This window comes from Polaribacter butkevichii (assembly GCF_038024105.1).
Lineage (GTDB): Bacteria > Bacteroidota > Bacteroidia > Flavobacteriales > Flavobacteriaceae > Polaribacter > Polaribacter butkevichii.
Genome location: NZ_CP150661.1, coordinates 3,645,234 through 3,664,246 on the forward strand (window position 1 = coordinate 3,645,234; position 19,013 = coordinate 3,664,246).

At 30.5% G+C, this 19,013-nt stretch carries 16 protein-coding genes; 13 read left to right on the forward strand and 3 right to left on the reverse strand.

What is annotated here, in order from left to right; genetic code table 11:
- Nucleotides 1–53 precede the first annotated feature (53 nt).
- The 4 genes from WG951_RS15380 (at nt 54) to WG951_RS15395 (ending at nt 6,449) form a co-directional block, all read left to right on the forward strand.
- Nucleotides 54–218 carry a DUF5522 domain-containing protein gene (locus WG951_RS15380; RefSeq protein WP_158838168.1) on the forward strand — a complete coding sequence of 55 codons (165 nt, stop codon included), beginning with the start codon at nt 54–56 and terminating at the stop codon, nt 216–218.
- A 57-nt stretch (nt 219–275) separates the two neighbouring features.
- On the forward strand, nt 276–980 hold the full coding sequence (locus tag WG951_RS15385) for a DUF4197 domain-containing protein (RefSeq protein WP_105047826.1): 705 nt from the start codon (nt 276–278) through the stop codon (nt 978–980).
- Nucleotides 981–1,665: 685 nt separating this feature from the next.
- Nucleotides 1,666–4,791, forward strand: coding sequence for a SusC/RagA family TonB-linked outer membrane protein (locus WG951_RS15390; RefSeq protein ID WP_105047827.1), 3,126 nt, complete (start codon nt 1,666–1,668; stop codon nt 4,789–4,791).
- A 41-nt stretch (nt 4,792–4,832) separates the two neighbouring features.
- Nucleotides 4,833–6,449, forward strand: coding sequence for a RagB/SusD family nutrient uptake outer membrane protein (locus tag WG951_RS15395; protein WP_105047828.1), 1,617 nt, complete (start codon nt 4,833–4,835; stop codon nt 6,447–6,449).
- Between the two features lie 230 nt (nt 6,450–6,679).
- On the opposite strand, the gene WG951_RS15400 is transcribed toward WG951_RS15395, so the two are convergent.
- A complete protein-coding gene (locus WG951_RS15400; RefSeq protein ID WP_105047829.1) occupies nt 6,680–7,462 on the reverse strand; it encodes an ABC transporter substrate-binding protein in 783 nt (260 codons plus the stop codon).
- Nucleotides 7,463–7,466: 4 nt separating this feature from the next.
- Nucleotides 7,467–8,282, reverse strand: coding sequence for an orotidine-5'-phosphate decarboxylase (gene pyrF / locus WG951_RS15405; RefSeq protein ID WP_105047830.1), 816 nt, complete (start codon nt 8,280–8,282; stop codon nt 7,467–7,469).
- Nucleotides 8,283–8,385: 103 nt separating this feature from the next.
- Here pyrF and WG951_RS15410 point away from each other — a divergent pair, with 103 nt between their 5' ends.
- The 6 genes from WG951_RS15410 (at nt 8,386) to WG951_RS15435 (ending at nt 11,539) form a co-directional block, all read left to right on the forward strand.
- Nucleotides 8,386–8,886, forward strand: a complete 501-nt coding sequence (locus WG951_RS15410) for a TlpA family protein disulfide reductase (RefSeq protein WP_105047831.1) — start codon at nt 8,386–8,388, stop codon at nt 8,884–8,886.
- Between the two features lie 115 nt (nt 8,887–9,001).
- Nucleotides 9,002–9,760, forward strand: coding sequence for a triose-phosphate isomerase (gene tpiA, locus WG951_RS15415; RefSeq protein ID WP_105047832.1), 759 nt, complete (start codon nt 9,002–9,004; stop codon nt 9,758–9,760).
- Nucleotides 9,761–9,840: 80 nt separating this feature from the next.
- Nucleotides 9,841–10,677, forward strand: a complete 837-nt coding sequence (prmA, locus tag WG951_RS15420; RefSeq protein WP_105047833.1) for a 50S ribosomal protein L11 methyltransferase — start codon at nt 9,841–9,843, stop codon at nt 10,675–10,677.
- Between the two features lie 10 nt (nt 10,678–10,687).
- Nucleotides 10,688–10,963, forward strand: a complete 276-nt coding sequence (locus WG951_RS15425; RefSeq protein WP_105047834.1) for an ATP-dependent Clp protease adaptor ClpS — start codon at nt 10,688–10,690, stop codon at nt 10,961–10,963.
- A 2-nt stretch (nt 10,964–10,965) separates the two neighbouring features.
- The gene (locus WG951_RS15430) at nt 10,966–11,238 is read left to right on the forward strand and encodes a hypothetical protein (RefSeq protein WP_105047835.1); all 273 of its coding nucleotides are present in this window, start codon (nt 10,966–10,968) and stop codon (nt 11,236–11,238) included.
- 103 nt (nt 11,239–11,341) lie between these two features.
- Nucleotides 11,342–11,539 (forward strand): hypothetical protein, encoded by a 198-nt coding sequence (locus WG951_RS15435; RefSeq protein WP_105047836.1) that lies wholly within the window; start codon nt 11,342–11,344, stop codon nt 11,537–11,539.
- Between the two features lie 746 nt (nt 11,540–12,285).
- On the opposite strand, the gene WG951_RS15440 is transcribed toward WG951_RS15435, so the two are convergent.
- Complete coding sequence (locus tag WG951_RS15440) at nt 12,286–12,882, reverse strand: RNA polymerase sigma factor (RefSeq protein WP_105047837.1); 597 nt, start codon at nt 12,880–12,882, stop codon at nt 12,286–12,288.
- A 100-nt stretch (nt 12,883–12,982) separates the two neighbouring features.
- Between WG951_RS15440 and WG951_RS15445 the strand changes: the two genes are divergently transcribed.
- The 3 genes from WG951_RS15445 (at nt 12,983) to WG951_RS15455 (ending at nt 18,994) form a co-directional block, all read left to right on the forward strand.
- A complete protein-coding gene (locus WG951_RS15445; protein WP_105047838.1) occupies nt 12,983–14,170 on the forward strand; it encodes a FecR family protein in 1,188 nt (395 codons plus the stop codon).
- A gap of 103 nt (nt 14,171–14,273) precedes the next feature.
- Nucleotides 14,274–17,633 (forward strand): SusC/RagA family TonB-linked outer membrane protein, encoded by a 3,360-nt coding sequence (locus WG951_RS15450; RefSeq protein ID WP_105047839.1) that lies wholly within the window; start codon nt 14,274–14,276, stop codon nt 17,631–17,633.
- Nucleotides 17,634–17,644: 11 nt separating this feature from the next.
- Nucleotides 17,645–18,994, forward strand: coding sequence for a RagB/SusD family nutrient uptake outer membrane protein (locus WG951_RS15455; protein ID WP_105047840.1), 1,350 nt, complete (start codon nt 17,645–17,647; stop codon nt 18,992–18,994).
- Nucleotides 18,995–19,013: the final 19 nt, after the last annotated feature.

Sequence of the window (19,013 nt, forward strand, 5' to 3'; positions counted from 1 at the left end):
AAAAGCGTTCTTAGGAACGCTTTTTTTATGGATTAAAATGATATTTTTGCAAGGTGTATAATAAAAGAGTAGAATTAGAGGAAGGTGATTTTTATGTAAATGAACAAGGTTATAAAGTGTTTACAGAAAAGTTTCACCTAAAAAGAGGATATTGCTGTAAAAGCGGATGTAAACATTGTCCTTATGGGTACGATAAAAAAACAGATTCTTTTAAATAACAAAGTGACTTTTAAAGGAAAATAGTTTCCAAAGAGTAGATAAATGATATAAATAAAATGATAAAAAGAATTTTAATTTTAGTGATGGCAGTTCAGCTTGTGGGATGTGCGGAATTGCAAAAAGTTGCAAATCAGGTAACACAAGGAACAGGTTTAAGTCAAGAGCAAATTGGGAATGGTTTACGTGAAGCTTTAGATAATGGAATAAAAAACCAGGTTTCTAAGTTAACAGCAACCAACGGGTTTTATAAAAACGAATTGGTAAAAATTATGTTACCAGAAGAATTACAAGCGGTAGATAATGGTTTGCGTAAAATTGGTTTGGGTAATTTAGCAGATGAAGGAATTAAAGTTTTAAACAGAGCAGCAGAAGATGCGGTAAAAACAGCGACTCCTATTTTTGTAAACGCAGTAAAAGATATGTCTTTTACAGATGCTAAAAATATTCTTTTAGGAGATCAAAACGCTGCAACAACGTATTTGCAAGGTAAAACTACAGAGAGTTTAACGGCTAGTTTTAGTCCAGTTATTAAAAATTCTTTCTCTAAAGTAGGTGCAGATAAGGTTTGGAGTAACTTAATTAGTAAATACAATTCTATTCCTTTTGTAAATAAAGTGAATCTAGATTTAACTCAATATGTAACAAACCAAGCTTTAAAAGGTGTTTTTACAATGATTGAAGTTGAGGAAAAAGGAATTAGAGAAAAAGCAGGTTTAAGAACTTCTGCTTTATTAAAACAAGTATTTGCGTTGCAAGACTAAATAATTTACTTTTTTTAGATATAAGGTTTAAAAGACTTCCTATTTAATAGGGAGTCTTTTTTTGTTATTTTAATAGCGCTTTTTAAGATAATTATCGTTCCATAATATCACGAATTCATTTCCAGTTGGCATCACCCTATTTTTAGTTATAAAAAGAATCTTTAGTGTTTTTTTTAAAAAAATCACGAGGAAAAAATTAAGAGGTCCTACTTTATCTTTTTTTTTAAAAAATAGCTAAAAAAAAAAGGTTTTTAGTTCTATGTGTTTGTTTGTTAGTGTTTTAGTTTGTTTTGTTGGTGCTTAATATCTTTTTTTTGAAAAAGCAAATAAAATTGATGAAATAAAATAAAATGGATTTTTTATAAAAAATACTTTAATTAAGAAAAATGAAGATAATCATTTTAATAAAATATTTTAAGAATTCATAGATTTTCTAAATAATTAACTTTCAAATTGCTATTTATTTACTTTTTTTGAATAAATATTGTGAAATTCGTTAACTTAATGTTAAATAAAAAACAGCTAATGTATTGAATTATCTTCAGTGATTTGTTAAAAATGATGAGTATTGTTCAATGGGATTAGTGGTTTCTGTCTTATAAATTAAATAAATGTTAATCTTAATTTTTTATATTAAGAAAAAATTAAGATTTTTGGCACATAATTAATTCAAATACATATAACAATGAGAAAATTTTTAAAGGTATCCCTAATGCTGTTTTTGGGGTTAATTGTGCAAGTTACTTTTGCTCAAAAGAAAACTATTTCTGGGACTGTCTCAGATCAATCAGGAAGTTTACCTGGTGTTAGTGTTTTAGTAAAAGGAACTACTAAAGGAGTTGAAACAGATTTTGATGGAAATTATAAAATTACTAGTAAAAAAGGAGACGTTTTAATATTTAGCTACTTAGGTTTTAAATCAGTAGAAAAAAAAGTAGGTAATTCTGCTTTTATTAATGTTACTTTAGAAGAAGATAATAGTGTATTAGATGAAGTTATTGTTGTGGCTTACGGAACAACAACTAAAGAAGCCTTTACAGGTTCTGCTAATGTTGTTGGAGCAACAGATTTAGCACTTAGATCTGTAACATCTCCAATTGGAGCTATAGAAGGTAAAGCAACTGGAGTTCAGTTTCTTTCAGCTTCTGGGCAACCAGGGTCTTCACCAGATATTGTAATTCGTGGTGTTGGTACTCTTAATGGTTCTACAGATCCATTATTTATTGTAGATGGAATGCAGTTTGATGGATCTTTAGGTTCTATCAACCAAGATGATATTGCTTCTATGACTGTTTTAAAAGATGCAGCTTCTACATCTTTATATGGTTCTAGAGCAGCAAATGGTGTTGTTATTATTACAACTAAAAAAGGAAAAAAGAATAGAACTACTGTAAGTGCATCTACTCAGTATAGTGTAATTACAAGATCTATACCTAATTATGATATGGTAGGAGCAGGTTCTTATTATGAGTTAATGTGGGAAGGTTACAAGAATACAATTGGTGGTGCAAACCCAGAAGTTGAAGCTTCTGCAAAAATCTATAACCAATTAGGTTATAACCCATTTGATGTTGCAAATGATCAAATTGTTGGTACAGATGGTAAATTAAATCCTAGTGCTAACCTTAAATATCAATCTTTAGATTGGTTCGATTATTTAGAGAGAACGGGTAGTAGAAAAAATCATTCTGTAAACGTTTCTTCTGGTGGCGAAAATCATTCTATATTTTATTCTGCTTCTTATTTAAAAGAAGAAGGGTATGTTATTGAAAGTGATTATGAGAGAGTTACTAATAGATTAAATGCAGATTTTTCACCAACTAAAAATCTTACTGTTGGTGGTAGTGCGTATATTACAACTACAAATTCTCATGGGCCAACTAGTGGAGGTGATAGTTCTACAGCAAACCCTTTTGCTTGGGCTAACAGTTTAGGTCCTATTTATCCAGTTTATCAAGTAGATAATAATGGTAAGATTGTAAATGATGCTTCAGGAAACCCTTTATATGATTTAGGAGAAGGATATCCAGCTAACAACATTCAAACAAGACCATACAATCCAGGGAGACATGGTATTGCTGAGTTAATTTTAAACGAAGATCAAGATAAACTTAATCTTTATGGATTTAGAAATTATGCTGAACTTACTATTTTAGATGGTTTAAAAGCTAGAGTATCTTACGGTAGAGATATTCAAGACAATATTACTAAAGGATATGAAAACGAAACTGTAGGTGATGGTGCTCCAACAGGTAGATATAGTGAAGATAGATACAGAAGAGTTATTGAAAACTTTAATCAAGTTTTAACATACAATACTTCTATTAAAGATGTTCATAATGTAGACGTAACTTTAGGACACGAGAGTATGAATAGAGAGTTTTCTACATTAGGAGGTATTGCCAATACTCAAACTGCTACTGGTATTTATGAGTTTGATAATTTTGCAGCAGGAGATAATGTAAATGGAAATAGTACAGACCATAGAATAGAAGGGTATTTTGCAAGATTAAATTATAATTTTGATAGCAAATATTACTTAAGTGCTTCTGCAAGAAGAGATGGTACTTCTAGATTTTCTAAAGATGCACGTTGGGGAACGTTTTATTCAGTAGGTGGTTCTTGGAGAATAGACCAAGAGAGTTTTATGGAAAACGTTTCTTTCATCGATAGATTAAAATTAAGAGCCTCTTATGGTGAAATTGGAAACGAAAGACTTGGTACTTTTTATGCTTCTCAAGCATTGTATGAAATAATACCAAACGCAGGTGCACCTGGTATTATTTGGTCTAATACAGGAAATGTAGATTTAGAATGGGAGAACCAAATTAGTTGGGATGTTGCATTAGAGTTTGGTTTGTTTAATAATGTATTAGAAGGTTCTGTAGAATTTTATAAAAAAACTTCACAAGATTTATTATATGAATTAGGTATTCCTCTTTCTGAAGGATTAGATGTGTTTCCTACAAATTTAGGAGATATTTATAACCAAGGTTTAGAACTTAGTTTAACAGGTCATATCTTAAATACTAAAGATTTTAATTGGGACTTATCTGTACAAGCATCTACTTTTAAAAATGAAATCACTAAAATTGATAGTCCAGCAGATAACGGATCAAAACGTTGGGAAGTAGGTAGATCTAGATATGATTATTACATTTATCATTATGCAGGTGTAGATGTAGATAATGGTGATGCTTTATACTATATGTTTGAAGATACTGATGACGGAGGAAGAACTGCTGTTTTAAATGCAGATGGTACACAAGCAACTACTAACGATTATCAAGAAGCTGGAGAAGCATTTACAGATAGTAGTAGTATTCCTGATTTAATTGGGTCTGTATCTAACTCTTTTAGATATAAACAATTTTCGTTAGATTTCTTATTTACTTTTGGTATTGGAGGAGAAATTTTAGATAGTGGATACTCTTCATTAATGCACGCTGGTACTTTTGGTAGATCTTTACATGTAGATGCAGAAAATGCTTGGAGAGCTCCAGGAGATATTACAGATGTACCTCGTTTAGAAAACGGAGACCCTAACCAAACAGTTGCTGGTTCTACTCGTTTTTTAACAGATGCTTCTTACCTTTCTTTAAAAAACGTAAACTTCGGATATAATTTTGATAAAAATGTATCAGAAAAATTAGGTTTAAGTAATTTACGCGTTTCTCTTTCTGCAGAAAATGTTTTTATCAGTACAAAAAGAAAAGGATTAAATCCTCAATATAGTTTGTCAGGAACACAAACTGCATCTGACTATAGTCCTTCTAGAACAGTTACTTTAGGCTTAAATTTATCTTTCTAGAAATTATTAAATTATATAAACTATAAATAAAATATTAAATTATGTTACGAAAAATTAACCTATTAATTTTAGGATTACTAGCAGTATTTGTTACTGGTTGTTCTGAAGATTTTCTAGAAACAACGCCAACAGATTCTATTGCAGAAGCAGACGCCTTTGCTAGTGTAGACAATATGTTTTTGGTATTAAATGGATTGCATAGAGTTATGTATGCTCAAAATCCGATATCAGGAGGAACTTCAAGTAGAAGTGGACAGAGTTTTTATATGCCAGCTTTAGATGCTATGGGGGGGGAAATGATTCACTCGGCACCAGGTAATGGTTGGATGACAAGTGAGTTAAGATGGTTAACACATACAAACGCCAACTTTACAACAGTAAATAACTTTTGGTACATGCGTTACCATATTATAGCAACATCTAATAACTTAATTAATTTAATTGCGGCAAACGGTTATCCAGAAGCAGATGCAGATGTAAGAAATATTCTTGGTCAAGCGTATGCTTATAGAGCTTGGGCGTATCACCAATTAGTATCAACTTTTGCAAAAGGCTATTTAATTGGTACTCCTGCTACAGACCCTGGTGTTCCTTTATTGTTGGTTACAGGTGCTCCTTTTACTAGTGAAGGTAGAGCAACTGTACAGGTAGTATATGACCAAATAAATGATGATATTGCAAAGTCTATTACTTATTTTAATGGTGCTTCTGACCCTGATAATAAATCTCATTTATCTATAAATGCAGCTCATGGTTTAAAAGCAAGAATAGATTTAACTCAAGGTAACTGGAAAGACGCAGCAGACGCAGCAATAGCAGCACGTGCAGGTTTTCCTTTGTTAGATGAGTCTGATTGGTTATCTGGTTTTAATACTGTAGATCTTTCTGAAGTAATTTGGGGAGGAACTGTTATTGATTCAGAGACAAACTATTATCAATCTTTTTTCTATTTTATTAGCCCTACTTTTAATGGTAGTCAAAATAGATCTAACCCTAAGTTAATAAATAAAGAAGTGTATGATGCAATTCCATCTACAGACTTTAGAATTAATATGGCATTACCATTGGCTCCAAATACAAACTCTTCTGCTTCTAACGGAGAAGGAGGTAGTTATGAGACAGATCCAAACTATGATTCTTCAGATGAATTTTGGGATGCTTGGGAAGCTATTATAACTAAATACGGAATGACTACAGGTCATAATACACACCCTTACATGGCTGTTAAGTTTTTACAGAAAAATCCAGGAACGATAGATCCAGATGACGTTATTTATATGCGTGCTTCAGAAATGTATTTAATAGAAGCAGAAGCTAAAGCAATGCAATCTGATGTTACGGGTGCTCAAGCAGTACTTCAAGTTTTTGGATCTTCAAGAGATACAGCTTATGATTCGTCTATTTATACTACTAAAGATGCTTTAATGGAGCACATTAAGTGGCAAAGAAGAGTAGAACTTTATGGAGAAGGATTTAGTTTTCATGACCATATCCGTTGGGATGAAGGGATTGATTTAACAAACTCTGGAGCTGATGATAACTTATATAGAGATGGTTTTATGCAAGCAAAACCTTCTTTAAATGATGCTTGGATTTGGAAAATTCCACAAGATGAAATTGATGCAAACCCGAATTTAACGGAAGCAGATCAAAATTAAGAAGTTATTTTTAACTTTATTAAATAGTAAAACCACCTTTTTTAAGGTGGTTTTTTTATGAAAGATATTCTGTGAAAAGTAAAAGCAGGTTTAAGAACTTCTGCTTTATTAAAACAAGTATTTGTGTTGCAAGACTAAGTTTTGCAAAAAAAATATTTGTTAAAAAATCTCTGTGTTTTTTTAACAAATAGATTTTTTTATTTAGTAAGGTTTTCTAGACAAATGCTTCTTTAATGCAAAGATTTAAAGTAATCAAACGCTTTTAGTAATCTACTTCCGGTCCAAGAAAACATTTCTCCATCTACAAGTATCGCTTTTGCTTTAGAGGTGTTTTTTTCTGCTTCTAAGAGATGTTCTTGCTTAAAAGGAAATGGTTCTGAAGATAATAAAACTAAATCAAGTTGTGTGTTTAATTTCATTTCTTCTAAATCCACTTCAGGGTAGCGTTTTTTATGCTGATAGATATTATCAAACTTGTTTAATTCTAGTAAATGATTGATAAAAGTAGTATTTCCAGCAGCCATCCAAGGATCTTTCCAAATAAAATAAACTACTTTTTTTGTTGCTTTGTTTTTGATGAATTGCTTAAAATCTGTCAGTTTAAGACTAATTTTGGTAATCATTTCTAAAGCGTTACTTTCTACAGAAAATAGATTTCCGTATTGTTTTATAAGTGCTAGATTATCATCAATCGTAAAAATATCTGAAACATGAGTTGGTGCAATTTGTTCACAGATTGCTACAATTTCTTTGCTGTTTTCTTCCTTATTACAAAGGATAATATCAGGCTGTAAAGCCTTAATTTTTTCTGGGTGAATACTTTTTGTACCCCCAACAATTGTTTTGGTTTGTTTTAAGTTTACAGGATGTATACAAAACTTAGTAATACCAACAATAGAATCTTCTAAACCTAAATCTACCAGTAATTCAGTTAAACTCGGTACAAGAGAAATAATCCGTTTTGGTGTTTTTTTAAACGCCAATATTCTGCCTATTTGATCTTGAACCTGCATCTAATTATTGATTTAAAATTTCTGCCATTTCTTGTTGTAATTCTGCTGCTTTTATCGCAGCTTTAGTTGCAAAGTCTTCGTTTTTAGAAGCGTAAATAATTCCTCTAGAAGAGTTAATTAGTAAACCTACATTTTCTGATAAACCATATGTACAAACATCTTGTAAATTACCACCTTGTGCACCAACACCCGGAACTAATAAAAAAGAATTCGGAACAATTTTTCTAATTTCTTTAAAGTATTCTGCTTTTGTAGCACCTACAACATACATTAAGTTTTCTGAGTTTTTCCATCCTTTAGAAGTCTCTAAAACCTCTTTGTATAATTCTCTACCATTTACTTCTTTTGTTTGAAAATCGAAAGCCCCTTCATTAGATGTCAAAGCCAACATAATAGTATGTTTGTTTTTAAAAGCTAAAAAAGGCTCTACCGAATCTTTACCCATATAAGGCGCAACAGTAACCGAATCGAATGCTAAATCTTCAAAGAAAGCTTTTGCATACATGGTTGAGGTGTTGCCAATATCGCCGCGTTTTGCATCTGCAATGGTGTAGATTTCTGGGTAATTACTATTTAAATACTGAATGGTTTTTTCTAGAGATTGCCAACCTTTAAGACCGTATGCTTCATAAAAAGCTGTGTTTGGTTTATAAGCAACACATAAATGATGGGTAGCATCAATAATTGCTTTGTTAAATGCAAAAATAGGATCTTCTTCTTTTAAAAGATGCGATGGAATTTTGTTTAAATCCACATCTAATCCGATGCATAAAAATGAATTTTTCTTTTTAATTTGGGCAATAAGTTCTTGTGTTGTCATTGGTTTTTTAATAGTTACGCAAAAGTAGGTATTTTTGTTTTTAAATAAAGTGTCTAATTGTAAGTATTAGAAATTTTAGAAGACCAAAATTAAAAATAAATTTATGTTTAAAAAAGTGTCTATTTTAGTTTTACTAGCTGTTTTTATGAGTTGTAATTTAGAAAAACCAACGGTGTTTTCAGAAAAAGCTTTAAAGGAAAAAGTATATAATTTAAATGATGAGGTTGCAAACTTTAAAGAAGTATTGGAGCAATACAAAGGAAAAAAGATACTTATTGATGTTTGGGCTTCTTGGTGTAGAGATTGTATTGCAGGAATGCCAAAAGTAAAAGCATTGCAAAAAGAGTTTCCGGAGGTAGTTTATCTCTTTTTATCTGTTGATGAAAAAAAAGGATCTTGGAAAAGAGGAGTGGAGCGTTACAATGTTATTGGTGAGCATTACAATTTACCAAAAGGGATGAAAAAAGGAGATTTAGTCGATTTTTTAAATGTAAGTTGGATTCCGAGATATGTTGTTGTAGATGAAAACGGAGGAATTTCTTTATTTAATGCCACAGATGCTGCGGATAAAGACGTTATTGAGGCATTAAAAAAATCTATATAAAACGTTATCGTAACTATTTACTTTTCTAAGTGTTTTTTGTCTTTCCATTTCTTAAATTTACATCCAAATTAAAAAAAACATTAACAAGCGCCTTTTAGGTGATAAAATAACAATTATGAGAACAAAAATAGTAGCAGGTAACTGGAAAATGAACAATGATAAGTCGGAAAGTAAAAAACTTATCAAAGATTTAAAAAAAGCAATTAAAAAAGAGAAGTTAAAAAATACTCGTGTAATTGTTGCTCCTACTTTTGTAAATTTATCTGCTTCTTTAAAAGCAGCTAAAGATTCTAAAATTGAAGTGGTTGCACAAAATATGCACCAAGCTAAAAACGGAGCGTATACAGGAGAAATTTCTGCAGATATGTTAAAAGCAATCGGAATTAAAACGGTTATTTTAGGACATTCTGAAAGAAGAACTTATTTTAATGAAACAGATGCATCTTTAGCAGCAAAAGTAGATGCTATTTTAGCAAATGATTTAGAAACTATTTTCTGTTTTGGAGAATTGTTAGAAGACAGAAAATCTGAAAACCATTTTGCAGTTGTAGAAAGTCAAATTTCTAATGCTTTATTTCACTTAGAAGCAGATGCTTGGAAAAGTATTATTTTAGCATACGAACCAGTTTGGGCAATTGGTACAGGAGAAACTGCAAGTGCAGAACAAGCACAAGAAATGCATGCTTTTATTAGAAGTATTGTAGGCAAAAAATATAATAAAGAAGTTGCTGATGAAGTGTCTATCTTATACGGAGGAAGTGTAAAACCTGCGAATGCTGAAGAAATTTTTTCTAAACCAGATGTAGATGGAGGATTAATTGGTGGAGCTGCTTTAAACGTAGATGACTTTACAGGAATTATTAAAGCTATTTAAGCATCGTATTTAAAGATATTTACAATAAATTTGCATCGAGATTTTAAAAATCTTGATGCATTTTTTTTACAAGAAAGTTTATGGACAATATTTATATAGAATACAATTTTACAGTAACACCAAAAGAACCTGGAACAGAAATTTTAATTGCAGAATTAGGAGAGGTTGGTTTTGAGAGTTTTGTTGAAAGCGAAAACGGAGTAACAGCTTACATTCAGAAAGATGATTGGAATACCGCCGTTTTAGAAGATATTTTTGTTTTAAATTCTGATGAGTTTTCTATTGAATACAACCAGAGTGAAATAGCGCAAACCAACTGGAATGCAGAATGGGAAAAGAATTTTTCTCCTATTCAGGTAGAAGATGTGGTAAGTATTCGTGCGCCATTTCATGAGAATCCTAATTTAAAATATGATATTGTAATAGAACCAAAAATGAGTTTTGGTACAGGTCATCATGAAACTACACACATGATGGTACAGCATTTATTACAATTAGATTTAGAAAATAAAAAAGTATTAGATATGGGATGTGGAACCGGAATTTTAGCAATTTTTGCTGAAATGAAAGGCGCAAATCCTATTGATGCCATAGATATTGATAATTGGTGTTACGAGAATTCAATAGAAAACGTAGAAAGAAATAATTGTAACCATATTTCGGTTTTTGAAGGGGATGCATCGCTTTTAATTAATAAAAAATATGATGTGATTATTGCGAACATCAATAGAAACATTTTATTGATGGATATGAAAGCGTATGCAAACTGTTTAAATGACAAAGGTGTTCTTTTATTAAGTGGATTTTATCAAGAAGACATTCCTGTTATAGACGCAGAAGTTTCTAAATATGATTTAAAATTAGAAACTTTTATCGAACGAAATAATTGGGTTGCATTAAAATACAATAAATTGTAATTTTGTGATGATGAGTACAAAAGAAAAAATACAAGAAGACGTTGATGTTTTAGAGCAAAGAACGCATCAACATGAAATAGTGTTGCATAATGATGATGTAAACACGTTTGATCATGTAATTGATTCTTTAATAGATGTCTGCGATCATACGTTAGTACAAGCAGAACAGTGTGCCACTTTGGTGCATTATAAAGGGAAATGCACCGTTAAATCGGGTGAATATAAAGATTTAGAACCAAGATGTTCTAAATTATTGCAACTAGGTTTATCTGCAGAATTGGTATAACTATGGAAAATGTTTTTAAATATTACGAGTTTTCACCATTCTTTTTAGATACATCAGATACTTTTTCTGGTAACCAAATTAGTTTTACAGAATTAAATGAAACTCATTTTTTAATTTTTGAAAAAAATGGAGTTTCTTATAATTTATACGTTTCAAGATATCAGCAGAAAAAAGATGTTGGTACAAAATCACCAGAAATCTTAGAATTATTAGTAGAAAACTACGATAAGAGCATTCCTGCTCATCGCCTAATGATTAAGCAATATCTTCATTAATCTACCTCTCGTCGAAATTAAATACCAAAAAGCCTAATTTATTTTTTATTTGCAGTGACTTTTGAAACAAATGTGAGTCATATAGATAAGAGATGTTATAAAGATGGTTAAAAAAAATGTAGTATTATTTGTAGTATTATTTTTTGTTCTCCCAACAATAGGATTTGCACAAGCAGGCGGACCTCCTTCTATAGGACCTCCATCGCCTCCAGGTTTACCTATAGATGGTATAACAGGTGTGTTGTTTTTAATAGGATTAATATATGGGTCTGTAAAGATCTTTAAAGATAGTAGTAGTTAGTTTTTATACTAAGTTTGGTTAGACGAAAAGGCCTTGAATTTTATTCAAGGTCTTTTTTATGCGTAAAGTTAGAAGTGCTACGATTATTGGCTTGATTACCTAATAGTCTTAAATTGATAAAAGTAGGTAAATAAAAAAAAAGTAATTTCCAAATCACTCAAAAGCACTAGTTTTAGAGCTGAAGATGTTAGGGTGCAAAGAAACTTAATAGTTTTAAATAGAAGCAAATTATCGTGGAGATTAAAATTTGGTGATACTAGGACGTTTTCTGATGTTATTAATAGGATGATTAGAAGTAGAATCTTATAAAGTTAGTTGTTAAGTTGAATTTTGGTTGTTAGAAGCGTTCTTTAATGTTGTTCTGGTATTTTAATTTTTTTGAGCTATAAAAGGTAAAATTATCGCTCATTTTTTAAGTGTATTTGAACTACATAATATAGCTGATTGCAAATAAAAACGGGAAAAGGTTCTTACAAAAATACCCCAATTTTACGTTTAATAAATAATGGACTGTTTACCTTTATTGTGATGTTTTTTATGAACTTATAAAATTTATATCAAACTAAATAAAGAAGTAAGATAAAGAATTGGTGTTTCTGTTATCACTTTGTGTAAAGGAATATCAATAAAAAGGTTACAGGGACAATAAAAGTTTACCGTATTGGTAATTATTAATTTAGAAAGAAGTTTTTTGTAGTAATTACCCTAATTATTTAGTAATATAAATATAGTAATGTAAATAATTACTAAGATGTAAGTAAGGCTCTATTATTACCACCGTATAATAAAAATAAAATACTATTCATTTTAAGTCCTACTTTTAATCTTAAAATAGAAAAGGCTTTTGTCATGTGGGCTTCTACTGTTTTGAGGGAGACATTTTTATATTCTGCAATTTCAATATTTGTTAAACCTTCTTCTTTGCTTAAGAGAAATGTTTCTTTACATTTCTTTGGGAGGTTTTGAATCTCTTGTTTAACATCGTCTATTAAATTATCAAATGAAGTATCGTCATCTTCAATGAATGTTAAAATGGTGTCAATATATTTTTTATCCAAAGGGAATATCTTTTTTTGTTTGCGATATTGATCTATAAATTCATTGTAGACAGATTTGTAGAGATAGCTATTAATGGGTAGATCTGTTTTTAGTTTTTCACGATTTGTCCATGTTTTTAAAAAGACATTTTGTACAATGTCTTCTGCCGTATCATGGTCGTGGATTAGTCCATATGCATAAATACACAATTTCTGATGGTAAGTTTCTACCAAAAAAGTATAAGCTCTGGGGGAGCCTTTTTTAAGAGCTTCTATTAATATATTATTGGTTGTGTAAACGTGCATTTATTGTTAAATAGATTGAGAATTGTTAATATTTGTGCAAAATATAAAAAAAAGTTAAAAAAAAGTTAGGGTACTGTTAATTTTGTGCGTTATATATAAAATGATTAAAAATAAAATGAATACTTCTGAAGGCGAAAACTTAATTATAAAATACTTTACCAATCAAATATCTATAGCTGAATTGGAAAAATTAGAGCTTTGGATTAAAGAAGGTAATAATGAAGAGGTGTTTAAAAGTTATGTTAAAGTAAATTTTGCAATTGATTACAGTTTAAAACAATTTAATACACAAAATACAAAAAAACAATTATTAGAAAAAATTAATAAAGATAAAAAGGTTTTTAGAATAAAATCTTATTATCGTGTTAGACTAATTGTAGCTGCTGTGTTAGTTATAGGACTTTTTATAGGAACTTATTTTTTTAAGGACACTGTTTTTTATAACACCTTAAATAAAAATGAGGCGGTCATCAATAAAATAAAAAAGGGAACTGATAAAGCTGTTTTAACTTTAGAAGACGGTACAAGTGTAGCCTTAGAAAAAGGAACAAAATATACAAAGGATAACGTAAAAAGCAACGGAGAAAAAATTATTTACAAGTATAAAGAACAAAAAACACAAGAGATCTTATATAATTATTTAACCGTACCAAGAGGAGGTCAGTTTTTTGTTAGTTTGTCCGACGGTACAAAAGTTTGGCTAAATTCAGCATCAAAATTAAAATATCCAGTTAATTTTATTGAAGGGGAAACTCGAATTGTAGAATTGGTATATGGAGAAGCTTATTTTGAAGTATCATCAAGCATAAACCACAATGGATCTAAATTTAAGGTATTATCTAATTTACAAGAAATAGAAGTTTTAGGTACAGAGTTTAATATTAAAGCATATTCTGATGAAGATTTAATTTATACCACCCTTCTTAAAGGAAGTATTGCGTTGTATAATTTTAATAAAAAAAATATTCTAAAACCTAACGAGCAGGCAGTACTTGATACTAAAAAAAATAGTTTAATTATTTCTACACAAGTTGATGCTTACTCTGAAGTAGTTTGGAAACGTGGTTTGTTTAGTTTTAAAGACAAAACTCTAAAAGAAATAATGAAAGTTCTTTCTAGATGGTATGATGTTGATGTTGTTTTTGAAGATAAAAGCTTAGAAGATGTTAAATTTAAAGGGGTTATAAGTAAAAACCAAAACCTTGCAGATATACTATTATTAATTAAAAAAACTAAATATATAAAGACTTATGAAATAAAAGAAAACACACTAATTTTAAAAAAGTAAAGGGAGCAAAGTATTAGACCGTTCAAAGAAGAAACTTTATCTCCTTTTGTAATTATTAATTAATTAAACCAAAATGATTAAATAACTAAAAACGTACAAATTTATGGAAATTAAATTAACTAATATTCTTTTTTCAGAAGGAAGAAAACTATTACTAATCATCATGAAAACCTTCATTTTATTATTTTGTGCTACGGTTTTTGGTTTTACACCAAATAACGTTTTGTCGCAAAACGCCAAAATTAAAATTGATAAGAATCAAACCATTACTGTTGATGAGGTTTTTGATATCATCATGAAACAAACTGATTATACTTTTATATATCAAGTAGATATGTTTAAGGGTTTTCCAAGCGTAACCTTAAATAAAGGAAAAATTAGGGCTAATGATTTGTTATTAAAGTCCTTAACAAGAGATAAGTTCAATTTCGAATTAACAAATAAAAACACTATAGTTATTACAAACAAACCTAGTAAATCTATAGTTCAAGAACCTATTAAAGGTCAGGTTACTGAAGAAAGCGGAGGTCCTTTACCAGGAGTTACTATTTTAATAAAGAGAAACAAAAGAGGAACGACTACTGATATTGATGGAAATTATAAAATTGCAGCAAATATTGGCGATGTTTTAGTATTTCAATATTTAGGAAAAAAAAATAAAGAAGTAGAAGTAACATCCAAAGAAGCACCTATTAACATTGTATTAAAACCAGATGATGAATCATTAGAAGAAGTTGTGGTTGTTGGTTATGGATCGGTTCGTAAAAAGGATGTTACAGGTTCGGTATCTTCAATCTCTACTGCAGAAATTGCAAATATAACACCAACTACTTTTGAGCAAGCTATTGCAGCCAAAGCACCAGGTGTATTTGTTAAGCAAACAACAGGTCGTCCAGGAGAGGGCATTGTTATAAACATACGTGGTGTTTCTTCTGTTTTAGGGTATAATCAACCATTATACGTAATCGATGGTATCCCTATTGATACGCATCCTAACTATGTAAGTGGTTACTCGTTTGATGCTGGGATTGGAAGTAGAGGAAATCCATTAGCATCTATTGATCCAGATGACATCCAAAGTATCGATATTTTAAAAGATGCATCTTCTGCAGCAATTTATGGTTCTAGAGCTGCAAATGGAGTAGTTATTGTAACTACTAAAAGAGGTCGTAAAAATCAAAAACCAACTATTTCTATAAATTCTTCACTAACAATAGATAAACCTTTGGAGTTGTATGATGTATTAAGTGCAGATGAATACAAAGCTAATTTAACAATTGCAGCTCAAAATTTTTCTGGGAATAACTCTTTAAAAACAAGTATTTTAAATGATCCTAATTTTTTTCAAAACGGAAACACTAATTGGCAAAAGCAAATAACTCGTTCTGCGATGACTAAAAATTTTGGTTTAGGTATTTCTGGAGGAAGTGAAAAAAGTATCTATTCTTTTAATCTTAATTTATCTGATCAGGAAGGAATTATTGATAAAACCGGATTTAAACGCTATAATATTCGAACCAATATTGAAACTAACTTTACTAAAAATTTTAAAGTAGGTACCAATTTAAATTTTACTAATTCACTTAATTATGGCAGTTCTGGATTGTTTGCTATACAAGATGCTATTAGGTATAGACCAGATTATAGTATCTACCAAGACAATGGCAGTTTTAATAATTATAATGGAGATCCTAATCCAGTAGCTACTTCTGGTAAAGATAGCAAAAGACATTCTAATAGCTTGTTGGGTAATATATTTGCCGAAGTAGACTTTATACCAGAACTAACTTTTAGAACACAGCTTAATGCGAGTTTATATTTAACAGAAAGTAATTTCTTTAACCCACCAACAGCATCTGGAAATGATGATGCTACTCGAACTGAGCGAAATGGACGTACATTTAACACTACGTTTGATAATACACTGACTTATAAGAAACTTTTTAATGATAAACATGCTATTAATGCACTTGTAGGTGCTTCTTTTTACAAAACAGAGGATCACTACTCTAGAATTGGTGTTGAGGGATTTGCTAATTATGAACAAATTAATAACATAGGTTCTGCAAATGATATTACTAGTGCTGGTGGAGGAAATGCCTCTAGTGGTTTGGTGTCGTATTTTACACGACTCAATTATAATTTTGATAGTCGCTATTATGCAACTTTTACATTTAGGGCAGACGAGTCTTCTAAATTTGGACCTAATAATAGATGGGGGAAATTCCCTTCAGGAGCTTTAGCGTGGAATATTAGTAATGAATCTTTTATGAAAAGCATAACTTGGGTTGATAATTTAAAATTAAGAACCAGTTATGGGCTAACAGGTTTAGCAAATGTTTCTGATTTTTTGTATGATACTTTTTTTGGAGCAGGATATAGTTATGATGGCTTAAATGGTATTGCTCCTCTTGGTTTGCCTAATCCTGATATTAGATGGCAAAAAACAAAACAATTAGATGTAGCAATTGATTTTAGTTTTTTTGATGCTCGCTTAAATGGAACAGTTGGGTATTTTACTAAAAGAGTAGAGGATTTATTAATGAATAGACCCGTTCAATTAGAATTAGGTTATAATAGCCAAAGTGCCAATGTAGGTATTATGGATAATAAGGGTATCGAGTTTCAAATAGATGCAGATATTATTAGAACACAAGATTTTACTTTTAACACCAGTTTTAATTTTACATCTATACAGAACAAAATTATCGATTTAGAAGGTGGTTTTCCTTTTTCTACAGGAGGAACTTCTTTAGTTGAAGAAGGTCAACCCTTAGGAACAATTAGAGGTTATAGAGTAGAAGGTATTTTTCAAACTCAAGATGAAATTGATGCTCTTAATAATGCTTCACCTACTGGTAAATATCAATCTACAGGAACATCTTTAGGAGACTATAAGTTTAGAGATTTAAATGAAGATGGCGTTATAACTAGTGCAGATACAGAAGTATTAGGATCTATTCAACCAGATTTTTTTGGAGGGCTTACAACAACTTTTCAATATAAAAGTTTTAGTCTATCCACACTATGGCAATACTCTTACGGAAACTCAAAAGTTTGGGAGGCTGCAGGTATTTTAAAAGATATTAGAAATGTTATTAAAGATAATGTTCAAGATGCTTGGTCACCAACAAATATAGATGGTACAAGACCAAGATTAGTATTAAATGATCCAAATAATAACGATAGAAGGTCAGACGCATTTGTACATGATGCATCCTTTGTCCGTTTAAAAAATGTTAGATTAGGTTACACCTTGCCAAAGGGCATAATTAAAAAGATAAACGCTAATAACATTAACATATACATGTCATTAAGTAATTTATTAACATTTACTAAATACCCAGGGTTAGATCCAGAAACAAGTAGAGATGATGGTAGACAAAGTTTCTTTAATTATACTGATGCTGATGAATATCCTTTGTCTAGAAATTTTGTTTTTGGAATTAACGTACAACTTTAAAAAAAAATCACATGAAAAATTATCAGAATATCATCATAGTATTTATATTAACTTTTTCTATTTATTCTTGTGAGCTAGTTAATGTTACGGATATTGAGGCGCAAGATGTATTAACAGAAGAAACAGCAATTACAGACCAAATAGGAGCTGAGTTAGCGTTAGCAGGTACTTACAGTACCTTAAATGATGGTAATTTAGCCGTAACAGGTATTAATATATATCCCTTTTATATAGATACAGATCCTAAAGGATCTTCTAATGGGTATTCAACCAATAATGTTGATTCAGAGAATGGAACAATTGCACTGGTATATTCATCTTACTATAATCTAATTAACAGAGCAAATTACGTTATTAATATAGTGCCAGAACTAGAGGATAACTTATTTGAACCAGGTAAAAAAAATCATATTGTTGCAGAGGCTAAATTTTTAAGAAGTGTAATGAGTCTTTATCTTTTAAGAAGGTTTGGGCAATTTTGGGACTTAGAGTCTCCTTATGGTATTGTTTTAAGAGAAAAACAAGCGTCTACATTAGAGGTTTTACCAAGAAGTAGCGTGCAGGCATCTTATGATTTTATTTTAAGTGATTTAGATTACGCTATAGAAAATTTACCAGCTTCTAACGTTAGTTATCATGCTAATAAATTTGCGGCAAAAGGACTAAAATCTAGAGTGTTATTATATATGGGAAAATTTTCTGAGGCTGCTACTTTAGCTAACGATGTTATACTGAATAGTGGTTTTACTTTAGAAAATACCTTTGCAGAGGTTTTTGAGAACGAATTTAATTCTAGTGAAGTTTTATTTTCAAACATTCATAGCGATACGGAATATAATGGTACCAGCGTAGGTTGGTGGTTGTACCTAAGTTTATCAGAATATTATGTAAATTTTGCTACTTCTCAAGGAGATACCAGATTAGATATTGTTAATTTCGAGCACCCAACTAGAGGGTATTTAAATGGTAAAGCGCCTTTTTTCTTTGATGGTGCCACTAATTATTATTTAAGACTGCCAGAAGTATATCTTATCTATGCAGAAGCTTTGGCAAGATCTAACGGAAGTCTAATAGATGTGGCTGCTGCTGTTAATACTGTAAGAAATAGAGCAGGTTTGCTTAATACTACAGCTAGCACAAGAGAGGAATTGATTGAAGCGATACGTGTTGAGAAATTTTTAGAATTAGTAGCAGAAGAGCAAGAACCTTGGTTTGATCTTGTAAGGTATGCAGATCTTGATGGTTTTGATATTTCTACCATAAAACCTCTAGTAACTAGTAAAAACCAATATATACTGCCTATTCCTTTTAATTCGGTTACTACTAGTAATAACGTTGTAGAGCAGAACCCAGGATATTAAAGTTTTATTCAAAATAGTT